Here is a 14948-nt window from a genome sequence, read left to right on the forward strand (position 1 = left end):
CCTGCTTACAGTGCCGCCATAACGATTTGAGCGCCCCTCTCACTCCTCTCCTATAGGGATTTGAAATACTGTGGAACATCAATTCCCAACATTCGGCAGAAGCGATCTGGGAGTCAGGGCTGCATCAGACTCTACGGAGTTGGAGCTACCTCTCGTCGCTGATATCAAGCGAGGCTTGGAGTCGCAGGAATTTAAGGCATTCATACAGCCCAAGATCCATCTGCTTGATCGTCAGGTCGTGGGCGGTGAGCTGCTGGCCCGCTGGAACCATCCTGTCAGGGGTGTTCTTGCAGCCGGGGAATTCATCCCCGTGATGGTGCGGCATGGGCTGGTCGATTCTCTGTTCTGGACGTTGTTCGAGCAGGGGCTGTCACTCCAGAAGCGGTTGGAGCACACAGAGGCTTTGGTGCCCCTTTCCTTCAATTTACATCCGGTGCAACTGGCAAATAATGACTTGGTAGGGAGGTTGATTGCAGAAATAGACAGGTGTCGTGTCGTTCATAACAGCATCGTGTTTGAAATCTTGGAGTCTGCGACGCTCCCCAGCAGTTCCGCTGCCTACGAAAATGCACGGCATTTGAGGCGCGCAGGATGTGGATTGTCATTGGACGATTTTGGCTCAGGGTACTCAACGCTGGAAAGGCTGATCGTATTGCCGTTTACCGAGGTGAAACTCGATCGGGCATTTATCCAAAGGATTCAGGACGATTTTCAGGCTGAGGCGATTATTTCCTGTGTACTTGAACTTACGGAAAAGCTGGGTATGTCAATGGTCGTCGAGGGCGTCGAAACAGCTGCACAATGCCAGCATTTGATGCAGATCGGAGTGCATTATGCACAAGGGTACTTCTTTGCCCGCCCAATGCCTTCTGAGATGTTCGTTGAGTACTGCGGTAGGTTCGGTAGAGCCGTCCCTAATGTAGGGTCTCGCGTGTTCTGAATTAGGGGAGCAGACAGGCTTCTGTGGCGCCCCGTTAGTCAATGTGAAACGTCGGGATCATCGTGCCGCGAACATGAATCATTGAAGCTTTTAAATAACATTGGAAAACTTATGAAATTTTACCTCAAAACACTCGCGGCCGTGTCCGCCGCTATTGTATGTGCCCAGTCCGTAGCAGCCACCAATGTGTCAGGTGGTGTAATCTCTTTTAGCGGTATGATCACCGACACAACCTGCACGATCAATGGTGGCAAGAGCGCCGACTTTACTGTCGCACTTGCGCCGATCACAGTCGCAGACGCGGGGACGACGGTGGGTCCGATCGCGAAGAACAAAAAGTCGTTCTCTATGACGTTCTCAGGGTGTAATGCGGCCAGCAGTAGTGCAACGACCCCCGCGGCGCCGACTACGCCGCTGATCATGTATTTTTCGTCAGCGGACAATATCTCAACCGATGGTAAGTACCTGGTGAATACCTCGGTGAACGAAAGCGACGCGGCGGTAGCGAAAAACGTTGGTTTCTCCCTGAGTTTGCCTGGAGCGCAGACGCCGCTGCAATTGAACACGCCGTTCAACACCGGGATTACTGGCGCAAAGAAGTCTCCCGAATCAGACACCTTGGTGTTCGACGCTTACTACTACAAAACAAATACTGCAGCGGCGAGGGTAGGGGTCGTAAGCTCCAGCTTGATTTACACCATCTCGTATCTCTGATACGCCCTTCGAAGATCCAGGCCGCGACCGCAGGCCTGGTTTGAGGCACATAATGTATAAGTTGCTCATAGGCGTGTGTTTAGTCCTGGGCTCGGCCTATGCCCAGGCAAACATAATCTTGAATGGTACGCGAATTATTTACCACGAACGCAAGGGTTTCGTATCCGTACAGTTGACCAGCACAGGGCCAGACGCCTCCTTGGTTCAGGCCTGGATTGACGACGGAGATGTCAACTCTACGCCTGAAACAGCGCACGTGCCTTTTCTATTATCCCCGCCGATCGTCAAAGTGCTTGGTCATGGCGGGCAACAACTCAGGATTGAAAAAACGGACGCAGCGTTGCCCAGCGATCGCGAAAGTATTTTCTATCTGAATGTGTTGGAGATACCTGCACTTCCGGATCACCTGAAGGAGCAAAATACATTGCAACTTGCGCTGAGAACGCGTGTCAAGCTCTTCTATCGTCCGGATGCCTTGAAATCCAGCCCTGACTTCAGCACTAAAAATATCAGGGCAGTGGCGCACGGTGCGGGTGTGTCTATTTTCAATGACAGCGCTTATCACCTGACAATTGTACGCATTGCGGTCAAAGACTCGAGTGTCGAACTTGCGGGTGCAAGTATGATTGCACCTCATGCTTCGTTGGATATACCGGGTGAGCATAAACCTGTGCCGGGCGCTCAATATGTATTGACTTATGTTGACGACCTGGGTGCGTACCGAGATGAAGTGGTCACGTTGCGGTAACTTGATGGCCCACACAAAAAAAACAAAGGCCGCTGTTTTTTTCAGTGTGTTGCTGGGTTCTTCAATCATGATGCATGAGGTGCGCGCGGAGTTTTTTGACACCTCGCTTCTGGCGGGCAGGTCGAAAGAATCAGATCTTTCTCGATTCTTGAACGATGTGGAATTGCCTGCTGGCCAGCATACATTGGATGTTTATGTAAATGAACTATGGAAGGGGCGCTTCAAGGTCCTGCTGGGCACTGCCCGTGAGGATGTGAAAATCACCTCTACGGCAATCTCGGATTTGGGATTGGATACGTCTCTGGCATCACCCGTCGTTGGCGTTAGTGATTGGATTCCGATCAACCAAATTTCAGAGGGTGCAACCTTTGTATTGGATGTCAGTGCACAAAGTCTGCGCGTGAGTGTCCCTCAAGCCTATGTGCGACGTGCTGATGAAAGCTACATTGACCCGAAATTCTGGGACCCAGGTCTGCCAGCATTGCTGGTCAGCTACAATGCGGTCTATAACCGGTTGCAAACACAACGTACCAAGGCCGTGACCAATAACATCTATTCGGGCCTGAATGTTGGCGTGAATATCGGTGGTTGGCAGATTAGAGAATTTGGCTCGGTGCGTAAACGGTCCGCCGAGCAGGTGCAGTATCAGTCCAACCTTCGCTACGCGCAGAAAAATATTGCGCCGCTGAAGTCGGTGGTAAAAATGGGCGAATTTTATTCTGGCGGAGACTTATTTGACTCTGTCAAAACCAAAGGGGTCACCTTGTCTTCGGACATCAACATGCTCCCCCAATCGATGCAGGCATTTTCTCCCGTTGTCCGAGGCACTGCCAGAACCAATGCACTGGTGATCGTGAAGCAGAACGGCAGCATTATCTATCAGGAAAACGTGCCGCCTGGTCCCTTCGTGATCGATGCCTTGCCACATACCGGTTCGGCGGGGGATCTGACCGCCATTGTTCAAGAGGCCACTGGAGAGATCACCTCATTCACAATACCCTTTTCGTCTGTGCCTAGCATGCTGAAAGCCGGTGTCAGTAAATACGCGTTGACGTTGGGCTCTGCGGTACAAGCCAATACGAACTATACCCCTGATTTTTTTCAGGCCACCTGGCAACGCGGTCTTGACAACCTCGCAACGGGCTATCTCGGCAGCACTGTCAGCAGCGAATATCAAGCCTACTTGGTCGGCGGCGCTTTTAATTTACCGGTGGGAGCACTCTCGCTGGATGTGACGCATGCGCGGACGAAGCTCAAACAGCAAGATTTCACCGGCCAGAGTATTCGAATCACCTACAGCAAACTGCTCGATGCCACGGATACCAATTTCACGCTGGGCGCTTTCCGTTACTCAAGCGCGGATTTCTATACGTTTGATGATGCGATTTATGCAACAGAAAACAATTTCAGCAAGGCTCGGAAAAAACACCAGGAACGCTTTGACATACATCAGAGCGAGGAAGCTGCTGTCATCGACATGAAGACCTGGGATTCGCTGACAGGCGCACGACCTCGTAATAACCTCAGCCTCAACGTCAGCCAACGGCTTCCCGGCGAATGGGGATCTGTATATTTTTCGGGAGTGCAACGGGACTACTGGGGCTCCGATAGAAAGAGCCGGGAGTATCAGTTTGGGTTTTCAAAATCATTCAGCCAAGTATCCGTCAACGTGTCTGTCAACAAGGTGCGTGATTCACATGGGCGTGACCAGACACGATCGTCTATTGGCTTTACCATTCCATTCGAAATGTTTTCCAATCGTGCCACGATCGCCAGCAATGTTTCATTTACCGACTCACGTTATTCACAAAGTAATACAAGCGTCAGCGGGAGTGCTTTGCAATCTCAACGACTGAGTTACAGCGTAGCTGCGAGCCATGACCCTGAGAACCGTGCGGTCAGTGTGGGTAGTTCCTACCGTGCCAAGAACGCCACGATCGGAGCGACACTCGGTGAAGCATCCGATTACCGTCAGTTTGGTCTGGACGCACGCGGTACCGTGGTCATGATTCCAGGAAAGATTCTGGCCTCCAATGAAATAGGCAACACGATGATTGTTGTCGAGGCGCCGAAGGCAAAGGGTTTGGTTGTCAATGGTGATACCAGTGTCGTCACCGATGAAGATGGTTTCGCGCTTGTACCTTACGCAAGCCCGTACCGCTCAAATTCGATCGTGCTGTCCGAAGGCGAGAATACCTCGGGCGGGCGGGTCATCGGCAACGTTGCGCACAGCGTGCCCTTCGCTGACGCAGTGGCGAAGGTCACGTTCAAAACTGACGTGCGCCAGGCGCTTAACTTCCGTGCTGTACATGATAATGGCTCCCCATTGCCCTTCGGCGCCGAGGTGCTGGACCAGGCTGGGAACTCGATCGGTTATGTAGGCCAGGCCAGCACGGTATTTATAAATTACGAAGAACGCCCTTCGCGATTAACAGTACGCATGCATGACAGTGCCTGCGCGATGAACCTGCCGGATGCACTCGCAACTCGCGCGTCCGTTTCGTGTCGATGAGTGGAGATGTGCTAATGTCTGCTTGGTCAAAAAATAAGTTGTGTTTTGCTATTTTGCTATTGAGCCTTATTTTCAACTGTGCCGCCAATGCAACGTGCTATGACGACATCACATCCCGAGGGCCCAATATTGTGCTGGATCTTTCGGAGCGCGTGAAAAAGGATATTTCTCCCACGTGGATAACGACGGTCTATACCAATTTTCCGAGTCGATCGTTTAAATGTTCTGGGGGTGAAAATCTGAAGTACCAATCTGCTCTTAAAAAATCTGGCGGGGTATTGATCGGGTTTCAGAATGGCACCTATTGGATCCGTGTGGAAATCATCTCGATGCCGGAATCCATACCCATGAAATCGGGCTCACATCAAGGCGCCGAGGTGAACACACCCATTACAATGCGCTTTACCCTAGAAAATGGGTCTGGACCTGACGAGACAAAATTTCAAAGTAGCGTGGCGCTACTCAAAAATTTCGTAAATGTCTTCGATGACTCCGGCATGAGTTGGCTTGAATGGCTTGGTTCAATTTTCAGCTCGGCATACTATCTGGTGGCCGGGGCCCCCGATTGGAAAAGAAATATGTTCACTCAAAACTTGGAGTTGATCTACACGCCCACCTCTACTACTTGCAAACTGGACAACCCAGGGCTCACCGTCACTCTTCCAGATGTGAGCATTTCAAGTGTGACTGCTGTTCCGCGGGCTGGCTATACGCCATTCAACTTGAATTTTAGCTGCGCAAACCTTCATGGCAATGGGGTTGCGGACCGCGCTGTCGACATCTTCCTTTCCAGCAATGATCTGGGCACCCAAGACACTTATCTCATCGATCAACGGCCCGGCGCAGCGCAAGGCGTCGGAATCATGCTTGTTACTGCTGACAACCCCTCCACACCGGTGATATTCTCAAGGTCGTCAATTATACGTGGAAGGGGTACTTCGATACATAGCTTATCCCCCGGTAGCTATACGCCTGATCGCTTTACCGCCTCAATGGGGGCGTTCTACTTCCCTTTCGCACCGAACAAAGTGTCGATTGGTCCGCTCAAGGCATCCGCAATCGTCAATATTATTTATCCCTAGGCAAGCAGGCCTTGCCATGCTCTCAGAGCGTCCAACACTCTGGTAAGCGAGAGCAGCCGCGCACGTCTAAACAGGTCGGGGAGGATGGTCCTATCGGCTCGTTATTGAAGGGCGGTGGTCAACTCATATCGAACGCATTTTTTCAGCTTTCGCCTCAGCCAGTCCATCGCTGAGTTGATGAGGTCGGATCCAGTTGTAGTAACCCGTCAGGTACTGGCTAATCTGGTTGTCGAAGGCATTGAGACGCCGTGGCGTTTGTGCCTTTCGCAGATGGCACTCAGCATCGCACAGGGGCAGGTCGAACAATCGCTGACCGACCTGGCATCATTACCCGGTCAGTTATAATCGAGGACGTAATTCAGTACCGCATCGGCTCTGCCGGGTTTAATCTTGGCGCTGCCTTTACGCGTATATTTCGCCTGGAACTCGAACGTATAGCGCTCGCCATCTTCTTCACTTTTTACCCATTGCATCGCTAACCCGGCCCATTTACTAAACGGAAGCTTTACGCCCGTGGGGGTCGTGAGGGCGACACCAATGCCCTCTGCTCCTCCGGGGGTCAAGTTGAGCATGCCGGAGCCTTCGTTACTACCTTCAAAATATACTTTAACGGGTAAATTCGATCCCGGAAGAAGGCCCGTGCACAGTACGCTCAAGCCAACAGTGCGTGGTGTCTGTTCTTCGAGAAGTGCAATAGCTACTCTGCCAAGTGGGATGTCTTGACGTTTTTCACCCGTGCATCCTGAGAAATAGTTACTGGAGGTCAGCTCCACCTGCCCAATAATTTCTATTTCTGCGGCATCCCAGTCTTCAACCTGCGCGTGTACCTTGAAGTTTACGTTGAGATTGCCTTTCTCGATGCCACGGGCTGTACGTATGAGTTCTACATGCAGAGGCTCTGGTAGCCGCCCGATCATTCTTGGAGCATTCTGATAACTATTTTCAAAAGGTAGAGCTCTGTTCAATCGAAAATCTACAAGCCGAATTCCAACGCCGGATAAATTGGTTCGATAGACATCGTCGTATCCGTCCTCCAAAGGAGCATCCACTTTATAACTGTAGTGAATGGGGTTTATTTTTGTCGGACATTTGAAGTCAATGAACCTGTTCACGGATGCCAAGGAGAATGCCTGATAATTCATGCGTTGGCCGATGGGGGCCAGATTCAGCGTTTTAGGCGTCATGGCTAAACTAAAGTACACCTTTTTTTGGTCTGTCGGTTGTGGCGACCACCAGCAACCGGCCGTGTTATCTGCGTTAGCGGTACCGCTGGCTACAATGGATAAAAGCGTCAAAATGATATGTGGCGCAAACTTCAACTGTTCACTCCTTGATCAGCCTGCAGACCGCAGGCCATGTTCATCTGGGGGGAGTCGATAAGACGCAAGCAGATACCGGCAGCCCACTTCACTTTCAGCCAGCCTTCTTTTTTGATGCCGAAGACCAGCACACGACACCAAATTCTAGGAATAAGGGTTGGAGACGGGAACAAGAAAAATCTTGAGTGATGAGGAGGAGGGTCTTGAATGCAATTGTGGTGTTTGCCTATTACCTTGATTCGGCTATCCGTAGAACCACCCCCTCATGTGGCCGCTGAGGTGGTCCTATAACACCTGAAGCTTGCGGGTGTTCGCCGACAAGGTCCGGGCACGCTGCCGACAGCGCAAGGCGGATGGGGACCTGGCCCCACCCGATCAGAGCACTTTATCGAGCGTGATTGGAAACTCCCTCACACGCTTGCCCGTGGCATGGTAGACCGCGTTGGCCACCGCAGCGGCCACCCCGACGACGCCAATTTCGCCCACGCCCTTGGACCCGAGCTCATTGACAATCTCGTCGTGCTCTTCAACGAAGATCACATCGATATCCTCGATGTCTGCGTTCACCGGAATGTGGTACTCCGCCAGGTTGTGATTGACGATGCGGCCTAACCGATGGTCGGTCAGCGCTGCTTCATGCAGAGCCATGCCCACCCCCCACACCACGCCTCCGAGGATCTGACTGCGCGCGGTTTTCGGGTTGACCACACGCCCAGCCGCCACGGCGCTGACCACACGTACCACCTTGATTGTGCCAAGGTCCTCGTCGACGTGGACTTCCACGAATACTGCCGAATGGGTGGCGGTGGAGAACGGTTGGCGCCTGGCGCCGGGCTCTGCCTCGATCTGCACTTCAAACTCACCGTCGGGGGCGCTGGCGACGATGTCCGCCATGGCCATGCGATGGCTGTCCGCGTGCAGGTAGCCATCGGCGAAAACGAACTGCTCCCGGGGTGTGTTGGCCACTTGCGGGTGCATTTTGCGTGCATGCTCCAGCACCTTGGCACGCAGTACCTGACAGGCCTGGCGCACGGCCGAGCCCACCGACGACACCGTGAACGATCCGCCCTGAAGCGGTGCGGTGGGCAGTGAAGAGTCACCCAGCACGAAGGTGACATCCTCCACCCTGGTGCCGGCAGCGTCGGCTGCGATCTGTGTCATGACAGTATAGGTGCCGGTCCCGATATCGGTGGTGGCACTGCTGACGGTGAGGTGGCCCTTGGCATCGATGCGCGCCTTGGCGCTGGCCTTCATCTGCATGGCTTCCCAGACGCCACCGGCCATGCCCCAGCCGATCAATTGGTTGCCATTGCGCATGCTGCGCGGTTGGGGGGTGCGCTCATGCCAGCCAAAACGCTCGGCGCCTTGCTGGTAGCAGGCCAGCAATTCCTTGCTGGAGTAGGGCTTGCCCTCGTTGCCATTGTTAGCGGCGAAATTACGCCGGCGCAGCTCTACCGGGTCGATCTTCGCAGTACAAGCGAGCTCATCCATGGCGCATTCCAGCGCAATCATCCCGGACCCGGCCCCAGGTGCCCGCATGTCCAGCGGGGTGTACACATCGAGCGAGGCCAAGCGATAGCTGAGCGCGACGTTGTCGCATTGGTAGAGCATGCCGCTCCATTCCACCAAGTGCTCGGTGAAGTCCTCGAAGCGGGAGGTCTGGCCAAGCGCATCGTGAGCGATTGCCAGCAAGCGCCCGTTTGCGTCTGCCCCCAGGCGCAAGCGTTGCTCGGTGCGGGGCCGGTAGCCAAAGGTGAACATCTGCTGACGGGTCAGGGTCACGCGCACCGAGCGCTTCAGGTGCAACGCCGCCATCACTGCCAGCGGCAACTGGTACTGCGGGCGCAAGCCCGAGCCAAAGGCTCCGCCGACGAACGCCGCGCGTACACGAATATCGGCCTTGGGCAGGCCGAACACCTTGTGCAGGTAGTCCTGGCAGTTCTGCGTGCCTTGGGTCTTGTCGTGGATTTCCAGCGTGCCGTCGGCCTTGTAGTGCACGGTCGACGCATGGGGCTCCATCGGGTTGTGGTGCTCGTTGGCCGTCAGGTAGGTCGCATCCACCTGCACCGGCGCACCGGCAAACTGCCCGGCGAAGTCGCCACGTGGCGCCGGTGTTTTGGCGGGCGCTGGATGCGACTGCTGGCATGCGCCCAGGTCTGTCTGGTGAGCCTCCTCGGCATACTCGATCTTGAGCAGCGAGCCGGCATACCGGGCCAGTTCGAGGGTTTGAGCGACCACCAGCGCTACCGGTTGCCCGCTATAGAGCACTCGATCATTGAACAAGGGCCGAAACGGCGAGCCCTCGGCAGAGTTGGCATCGCTATAGTCGTCGTCATAACTCGATATATGCGGACGATGGCCATGGTCGAGCACGGCGATTACCCCGGGTACGCGCAAAGCCAGTGTGCTGTCGATATCGACTACCCGACCGCGGGCGATGGTACTGGACACGACGCTGCCGTGTAGCAGGCCCGCCTCGGGATATTCGCCCGCATAGCGGGCCTGCCCGGTGACCTTCGCCACACCCTCCACCCGGTCCAGGGGCGTGCCGACTACTGGTGTGCTTTTGATCATGGTCGTGCTCCTCCGTCAGCGGCACCGCGCGCCGCGTCATCCAATGCGCGCACGATTGCTCGCTGAGCGAGCGTCACCTTGAAACCGTTGTGGCGCAGAGGTTGTGCACCTTGCAGCAACGTTTGCGCAGCGCGGGTAAAGAGTGCTTCAGAAGGCACCTGGCCGACCAACATGCGCTCGACAGCCAGGTCCCGCCAGGGCTTGTGGGCAACGCCGCCCAACGCCAGGCGCCCCTGGCGGATCACTTCGCCATCGAAGCTCAAGGCTGCAGCGACTGATACCAGCGCGAACGCGTAGGAGGCGCGGTCGCGTATTTTCAGGTAACGGTAATGGTGTTCGAACATTGGGGGCGGCAGCTCGATGCCTGTCACCAGTTCATCGAATGCCAGTTGATTGTCGCGCTCGGGGGTGTCCTGGGGCAGGCGATGGAAATCCGCGAAGGGTATCTGCCGCTCACCGGACGGCCCCTGTACGTGCACCACGGCTTCGAGCGCGGCCAATGCGACGCACATGTCCGAGGGATGGGTCGCGACACAGGCATCGCTGGCGCCGAGAATGGCATGGATGCGGTTCATGCCTGTGCGCGCAGGGCATCCACTGCCCGGTTCGCGCTTGTTGCAGGCGGTGCCGGTGTCGTAGAAGTAGTAGCAGCGGGTACGTTGCAGCAAGTTGCCACCGGTACTGGCCATATTTCTCAACTGCGGCGATGCCCCAGCCAGGATCGCGTCGGACAGCAGTGGATAATGCTGCTCGATCATCGGGTGCCAGGCCAGGTCGGCATTGCTCACCCGCGCACCGATCAGCACGCCGCCGCGGGGAGTAGGGTGGATATCGTTCAGCCCGAGTCCGGAGATGTCGATCAGGCGCTTGGGGCGAACCACGTTTTCCTTCATCAGGTCGACGAGGTTGGTACCACCAGCGATGAAGTGCGAGCAGGCGTCAGCCAGGTTTACCGCTTCGCTGACCGAGTTGGGCTTGTGGTAGCTGAAGGGTGTCATGGATTCTGCCCTCGTTGTGGCTCGATCCCATCCCTCATCAACGGCAGGGCTTCTTCCACCGCCGCGACGATGTTGCCATAGGCACCACAGCGGCAAAGATTGCCGCTCATCTGCTCGCGAATGGCCTCTCGGTTGTCGGCACGGCCCTCGTGAGCCAACCCGACTGCCGAGCAGATCTGCCCCGGGGTGCAGTAACCGCACTGGAATGCATCGTGGGTGATGAAGGCGCGCTGCATGGGGTGCAAAACGTCGCCGCTGGCCAGCCCTTCGATGGTCACCAGGTCGGCCCCGTCGCACATGATGGCCAAGGTCAGGCAGGCATTGACGCGCTTGCCATCGCGCAGCACCGTGCAGGCGCCGCACTGGCCATGGTCGCAACCCTTCTTGGTGCCCACCAGGTCCAACTGCTCACGAAGCAGGTCGAGCAAGGTGACCCAAGGATGCACCTGCAGTGTTCGGGGCTGACCATTGAGGGTCAGACAGATGGGGTGCGTTTCAGCCCCATTGGAAGAGATCGCGCTCATGGTGAGGTCCTCACGGTCAGGGTACGCGCAGTGTGCTGCGTCTTTGTTGTGCGACCGGGGCGGCTGAATAAACGTTCAGTCGGCTCGCCGAAAGCTTGATGTGAGGTGGCAGGGGCGGCACGTTGAAGGGCAGGGCGCATTGATCTGACCGAGCAGTCTCTGGCCCAAGCCATCAACCAGACTCTCCTGCGTCATGGCATCATTCTGGTTCCCTCATTCGCAGTGGGGCGCGCCCAACTGCTGATGTATTACCTCTACAAGCTCAAGCGTGACCGGCTGATCCCGGATATTCCGGAGCTCAAAGGCGGGCTACGGTCCGGATGAATACTTTCGAGGCTGAGCCATGAATATCTATGAGGCGATTCACGAGCGTCGCTCGACCCGTGCGTTCACCGCCGAGCCTGTCGAGCAGCATCTGATCGTCCGCCTGATCGAAGCCGCGGCACAGGCACCGAGCGCGATGAACCAGCAACCTTGGGTGTTCACCGTGGTACGCGACCAGGCACTTCTGGAGCAGGGGTATCGTCCGATGCGAAAGCGTACCTGGCAAAGCACTGTGGCGATCAGTTGCCTGAATCTTTGCAAGCGATGTTGAATGATGAGCGCTTTCAGATCTTCTACCACGCTCCTGCGCTCATCGTGATCGCTGCGAAGACGGCCAGTGACTGGGCCGTTGAAGAGTGCGCGCTGGCCGCGCAGAACCTGATGCTCGCGGCGCATGCCGAGGTCCTGGGCAGTTGCTGGATAGGGCTGGCGCAGCGTTATCTCGCCACGCCGGCTGGCAGGCAGGCTTTGCACTTGCCCGATGAATGCGCCCCTGTCGCGCCGGTGATTGTAGGTTATCCCTGCTCAGTGGCAGCTGATGTGCAGCGCAAGGCGCCGGAGATTCACTGGATCGGTTGACGCGCCGTGGACCTTGTATCTGCAGGCTCACCGCGCGAGCGAGGTCGCACCATGACCCTCCCTGAACGCTTTCCACTGGGGATTATTGAACCCGTCGCCAACCTTGTGCTTGGCTATGTGCGGCAAATTCCAGGGGGTGCGCAGGCGACAACCGCAGGAAGCATACGTCGCCTGCGCGATACGGTAGGCGATATCGACATACTCATCGAAGCCGAGGCCGGCGCGGATATCATCGCGCAGTTCTTGCGCTTCCCAGACATCGCAGAAGCACTGAGCAAGGGGCCCGTGCGCGCCAGTGTCCGCTTGAAATCCGGGCTGCAAGTGGACGTTAGGTAAGTGGTGCCGGCCGTGCATGGAGCTTTATCCACGTACTGCGCACCAGCATTCTGGTTGAATGGTTTTGTGGGGTGGCGGCAGTCGCAGCGGTCTCACTGCTGGGTACACGCCCTCCCACCCCGCTCAACTGATGCAAGTGATCGCCAGAACGCTAGCGTTTTGGCGTAACAGGCCACTCACCAGGCAGAACGCAGATCCCCTTTAGAAATCGAAGGTCATCCCGGCATACAGGGCCCGACCGTCACCCGGTGAATGCAGCGAGGCATCGGCGCCATCGGGGTCGTACCAGACGTACTCGTAGTAGCGGTTGGTCAGGTTCTTCAGTTGCAGGTCTACGCTCATGGTTTCGCTGAGCTTGTAGGTCGCGCCCAGGTTCATCAGCACGTAGCCGCCGTAGGTGCTCTGGGTGTTCTCACGCTCCAGGTAGTAGTTGGTCTGGCCGTTCGCCCAGGCGCTCAGTTGCAGGGCAGGGGTGGCCTGATAGCTGATGCCGGTGTTCCACAGGTGGTGCGGCACGTGGTCGATCTCCTTGCCTTTGCTGTCAGGCAGCGTGCTGCTGGGCTGAAGAATCTTCGAGTATTGCCAGGAGTACGACATCCACATCTCGGTGCGTTCGCTTGGGTGCAGGTTGACCTGCAGGTCGTAGCCCCAGCGCCGTGTTTCGCCGACGTTGTCCGACTCGCCGCTAGGGTCGTTGAGGCGACGGCTGACTTCACCGCTGGCATCCTGGCGCCAGTAGGCTACGCGGCCATCGACCCAACTGGCCGGGGTGAATTTGATGCCGGTCTCCCAGCCTTCGTTGATCGACGGGGCCAGGTCTTCATTACGCGGTGGCACCTTGTAGGCCGCTGCACCGGTACCGACCTGGAAGGTGCGGCCCCAGTTGGCGTAGACACTGGCGAAGCGCCACGGCGAGTAGACCACGCTGAGCTTGGGCTGCTTGATCAGCCCGTAGTCGTTGATGTCATAGTCTTGCCCGGTCATCTTGTTGGTGAAGTCACCACTGATCTTGTCCACCCGGTACGCCGGTACGATCTTCAACGATTCGAATGGCTCGATCTCCGCCTGCACGTAGGCACCGACCGTGTTGAAGTCGAAGTCCTGATCGCGTGTCTGTGCCTGGCGTACACGCTCCACGGCGCGATAGCGCTCGCTGCGGTTCTGTTGCTTTTGCACATCGCTGCCACCTTCCAGCGCAAAAGCGTGCAGCCAGTCCACCTGGGGTCGCCAGGTCAGCGAGGTGATGGCGCCGTACTGGTCTTCGTAGGTGTCGCGCTCCTGCTGTGAGCTGGTGCGCCAGTACTGGGTCCAGCGACGGTCGTCGTAGGTGTTGAGGTAGGTCTTGGCCGACCAGGACAAGTTGTCGGCCAGGTCCGTGTCGAAGTGCACGCTGACCTGGTTCATGCGCCGCGTGCCTTTGTCCGTGGCGTTGTAGGCGTTGCTCATGCGCGGATGATGGCGGGCATCGTCTTCGGTCAGGTAGCCGGCCTCCTGGGCTTCGGACTCGTAGTGGCGGGCGATCAGGCCAAGGCGGTAGCTGCCATCGTCAGGGGTGTAGAACCACTTGCCGCCGAAGCTGTAGCGCTCGGTGTCGGCATGGTCACGATAGCTGTCGACCTGCTGGCGGCCGAAGAAATAGTTCTGCGTCCAGTTGCTGGTCTCGATGCCCTTGGCCAGTTGCACCTCGCGGGTGTTGAAACTGCCGTAGCGCACGCGCGCCTTGTTGTAGTTACCGCCGGTACGGGTGTTGATATTGACGTTGCCGGCGATGTTGTTCAGGCCGTAGCGGGGGTCGCTGGTGCCGCGCACTACCTCAATGCTGTCGATGTCCATCGGGAACACCGAGTCGATGAAGGGCATGTTGCCGTCGTTGGTGTTGCTGGGGATACCATCGATCAGCAACTTGACCGCGTTCACTTCGCCTTCGCCATTGAAGCCGCGAAACGACAGTTTGCCCGAGGTGGTGCCCTGGTTGAACTCGGTCAGCATCACTCCGGGTGCACGGCTGAACAGTTCCCAACTGTAGGTCACCGGCATTTTTTCGAGGATATCGCCGCCCAGGATGTCTACCGAACTGAGCACGCTGCTGGTGGCCAGCGGGCCGCTTTCGGTACTGGTCACGTTGACCGCGCCAAGGGTGAGGGTGGAGTTTTCAGCGGGCAGTGTTTCGGCAACTGCCAATGACAATGGGCTGAGGCTATAGAAAGCGAGCACGGGCAGGACGGCGCGAGCGGTGCAGCGGAATGCGGACATGAGTGTTTCCTGGAGACGGTCGGGCAGGGCTGCGCACCGCAGGTC

The 14948-nt window shown here is 56.7% G+C and carries 13 protein-coding genes and 2 pseudogenes; 10 read left to right on the forward strand and 5 right to left on the reverse strand.

Annotated elements, in window-relative coordinates:
- Nucleotides 1-70 precede the first annotated feature (70 nt).
- The 5 genes from AC2CGW_RS08175 to AC2CGW_RS08195 all read left to right on the forward strand — a co-directional run bounded on the left by AC2CGW_RS08175 (nt 71) and on the right by AC2CGW_RS08195 (nt 5996).
- A complete protein-coding gene (locus AC2CGW_RS08175) occupies nt 71-940 on the forward strand; it encodes an EAL domain-containing protein (RefSeq protein WP_484573828.1) in 870 nt (289 codons plus the stop codon).
- 111 nt (nt 941-1051) lie between these two features.
- Nucleotides 1052-1654, forward strand: a complete 603-nt coding sequence (locus tag AC2CGW_RS08180) for a fimbrial protein (protein WP_186664698.1) — start codon at nt 1052-1054, stop codon at nt 1652-1654.
- A 52-nt stretch (nt 1655-1706) separates the two neighbouring features.
- Nucleotides 1707-2402 carry a fimbrial biogenesis chaperone gene (locus AC2CGW_RS08185; RefSeq protein WP_426352086.1) on the forward strand — a complete coding sequence of 232 codons (696 nt, stop codon included), beginning with the start codon at nt 1707-1709 and terminating at the stop codon, nt 2400-2402.
- Nucleotides 2403-2406: 4 nt separating this feature from the next.
- Nucleotides 2407-4914 carry a fimbria/pilus outer membrane usher protein gene (locus AC2CGW_RS08190; RefSeq protein ID WP_484573829.1) on the forward strand — a complete coding sequence of 836 codons (2508 nt, stop codon included), beginning with the start codon at nt 2407-2409 and terminating at the stop codon, nt 4912-4914.
- Nucleotides 4915-4928: 14 nt separating this feature from the next.
- Nucleotides 4929-5996: a fimbrial protein gene (locus tag AC2CGW_RS08195; protein ID WP_484573830.1), complete on the forward strand. Its 1068-nt coding sequence runs from the start codon at nt 4929-4931 to the stop codon at nt 5994-5996.
- A 335-nt stretch (nt 5997-6331) separates the two neighbouring features.
- Here AC2CGW_RS08195 and AC2CGW_RS08200 read toward each other — a convergent pair whose 3' ends face one another.
- The 4 genes from AC2CGW_RS08200 to AC2CGW_RS08215 all read right to left on the reverse strand — a co-directional run bounded on the left by AC2CGW_RS08200 (nt 6332) and on the right by AC2CGW_RS08215 (nt 11411).
- Nucleotides 6332-7315, reverse strand: coding sequence for a fimbrial protein (locus tag AC2CGW_RS08200; RefSeq protein ID WP_484573831.1), 984 nt, complete (start codon nt 7313-7315; stop codon nt 6332-6334).
- Between the two features lie 375 nt (nt 7316-7690).
- Nucleotides 7691-9889: a xanthine dehydrogenase family protein molybdopterin-binding subunit gene (locus tag AC2CGW_RS08205; protein WP_484573832.1), complete on the reverse strand. Its 2199-nt coding sequence runs from the start codon at nt 9887-9889 to the stop codon at nt 7691-7693.
- Nucleotides 9886-10887: an FAD binding domain-containing protein gene (locus AC2CGW_RS08210; RefSeq protein ID WP_484573833.1), complete on the reverse strand. Its 1002-nt coding sequence runs from the start codon at nt 10885-10887 to the stop codon at nt 9886-9888. Before AC2CGW_RS08210 ends, AC2CGW_RS08205 begins: the two co-directional genes overlap by 4 nt.
- A complete protein-coding gene (locus AC2CGW_RS08215) occupies nt 10884-11411 on the reverse strand; it encodes a (2Fe-2S)-binding protein (protein WP_484573834.1) in 528 nt (175 codons plus the stop codon). Before AC2CGW_RS08215 ends, AC2CGW_RS08210 begins: the two co-directional genes overlap by 4 nt.
- Before the next feature lie 147 nt (nt 11412-11558).
- On the opposite strand from AC2CGW_RS08215, the pseudogene AC2CGW_RS08220 reads away from it, so the two are divergent.
- The 5 genes and pseudogenes from AC2CGW_RS08220 to AC2CGW_RS08240 form a co-directional block, all read left to right on the forward strand.
- Nucleotides 11559-11705: pseudogene (locus AC2CGW_RS08220) on the forward strand (MBL fold metallo-hydrolase); the annotation flags it as partial.
- A gap of 49 nt (nt 11706-11754) precedes the next feature.
- Nucleotides 11755-12006, forward strand: coding sequence for a nitroreductase family protein (locus AC2CGW_RS08225; protein ID WP_484573835.1), 252 nt, complete (start codon nt 11755-11757; stop codon nt 12004-12006).
- On the forward strand, nt 11979-12314 hold the full coding sequence (locus tag AC2CGW_RS08230) for a nitroreductase family protein (RefSeq protein WP_346655454.1): 336 nt from the start codon (nt 11979-11981) through the stop codon (nt 12312-12314). Before AC2CGW_RS08225 ends, AC2CGW_RS08230 begins: the two co-directional genes overlap by 28 nt.
- Before the next feature lie 51 nt (nt 12315-12365).
- Complete coding sequence (locus AC2CGW_RS08235; protein WP_484573836.1) at nt 12366-12650, forward strand: hypothetical protein; 285 nt, start codon at nt 12366-12368, stop codon at nt 12648-12650.
- A gap of 35 nt (nt 12651-12685) precedes the next feature.
- Nucleotides 12686-12781 (forward strand): annotated as a pseudogene (locus AC2CGW_RS08240) (copper homeostasis membrane protein CopD); the annotation flags it as partial.
- A gap of 70 nt (nt 12782-12851) precedes the next feature.
- Here the strand turns inward: AC2CGW_RS08240 and AC2CGW_RS08245 are convergent.
- Nucleotides 12852-14903, reverse strand: coding sequence for a TonB-dependent receptor (locus tag AC2CGW_RS08245; protein ID WP_484573837.1), 2052 nt, complete (start codon nt 14901-14903; stop codon nt 12852-12854).
- Between the last annotated feature and the right edge of the window lie 45 nt (nt 14904-14948).

Source organism: Pseudomonas sp. SYWMCR5 (assembly GCF_057197165.1).

What these genes read in the sequence shown, in the direction of transcription:
- AC2CGW_RS08205 (WP_484573832.1), bottom strand. Translation starts at nt 9,889, where the DNA reads ATGATCAAAAGCACACCAGTAGTCGGCACGCCCCTGGACCGGGTGGAG.
- AC2CGW_RS08210 (WP_484573833.1), bottom strand. Translation starts at nt 10,887, where the DNA reads ATGACACCCTTCAGCTACCACAAGCCCAACTCGGTCAGCGAAGCGGTA.
- AC2CGW_RS08195 (WP_484573830.1), top strand. Translation starts at nt 4,929, where the DNA reads ATGTCTGCTTGGTCAAAAAATAAGTTGTGTTTTGCTATTTTGCTATTG.
- AC2CGW_RS08225 (WP_484573835.1), top strand. Translation starts at nt 11,755, where the DNA reads ATGAATATCTATGAGGCGATTCACGAGCGTCGCTCGACCCGTGCGTTC.
- AC2CGW_RS08185 (WP_426352086.1), top strand. Translation starts at nt 1,707, where the DNA reads ATGTATAAGTTGCTCATAGGCGTGTGTTTAGTCCTGGGCTCGGCCTAT.
- AC2CGW_RS08180 (WP_186664698.1), top strand. Translation starts at nt 1,052, where the DNA reads ATGAAATTTTACCTCAAAACACTCGCGGCCGTGTCCGCCGCTATTGTA.
- AC2CGW_RS08215 (WP_484573834.1), bottom strand. Translation starts at nt 11,411, where the DNA reads ATGAGCGCGATCTCTTCCAATGGGGCTGAAACGCACCCCATCTGTCTG.
- AC2CGW_RS08245 (WP_484573837.1), bottom strand. Translation starts at nt 14,903, where the DNA reads ATGTCCGCATTCCGCTGCACCGCTCGCGCCGTCCTGCCCGTGCTCGCT.
- AC2CGW_RS08235 (WP_484573836.1), top strand. Translation starts at nt 12,366, where the DNA reads ATGACCCTCCCTGAACGCTTTCCACTGGGGATTATTGAACCCGTCGCC.
- AC2CGW_RS08190 (WP_484573829.1), top strand. Translation starts at nt 2,407, where the DNA reads ATGGCCCACACAAAAAAAACAAAGGCCGCTGTTTTTTTCAGTGTGTTG.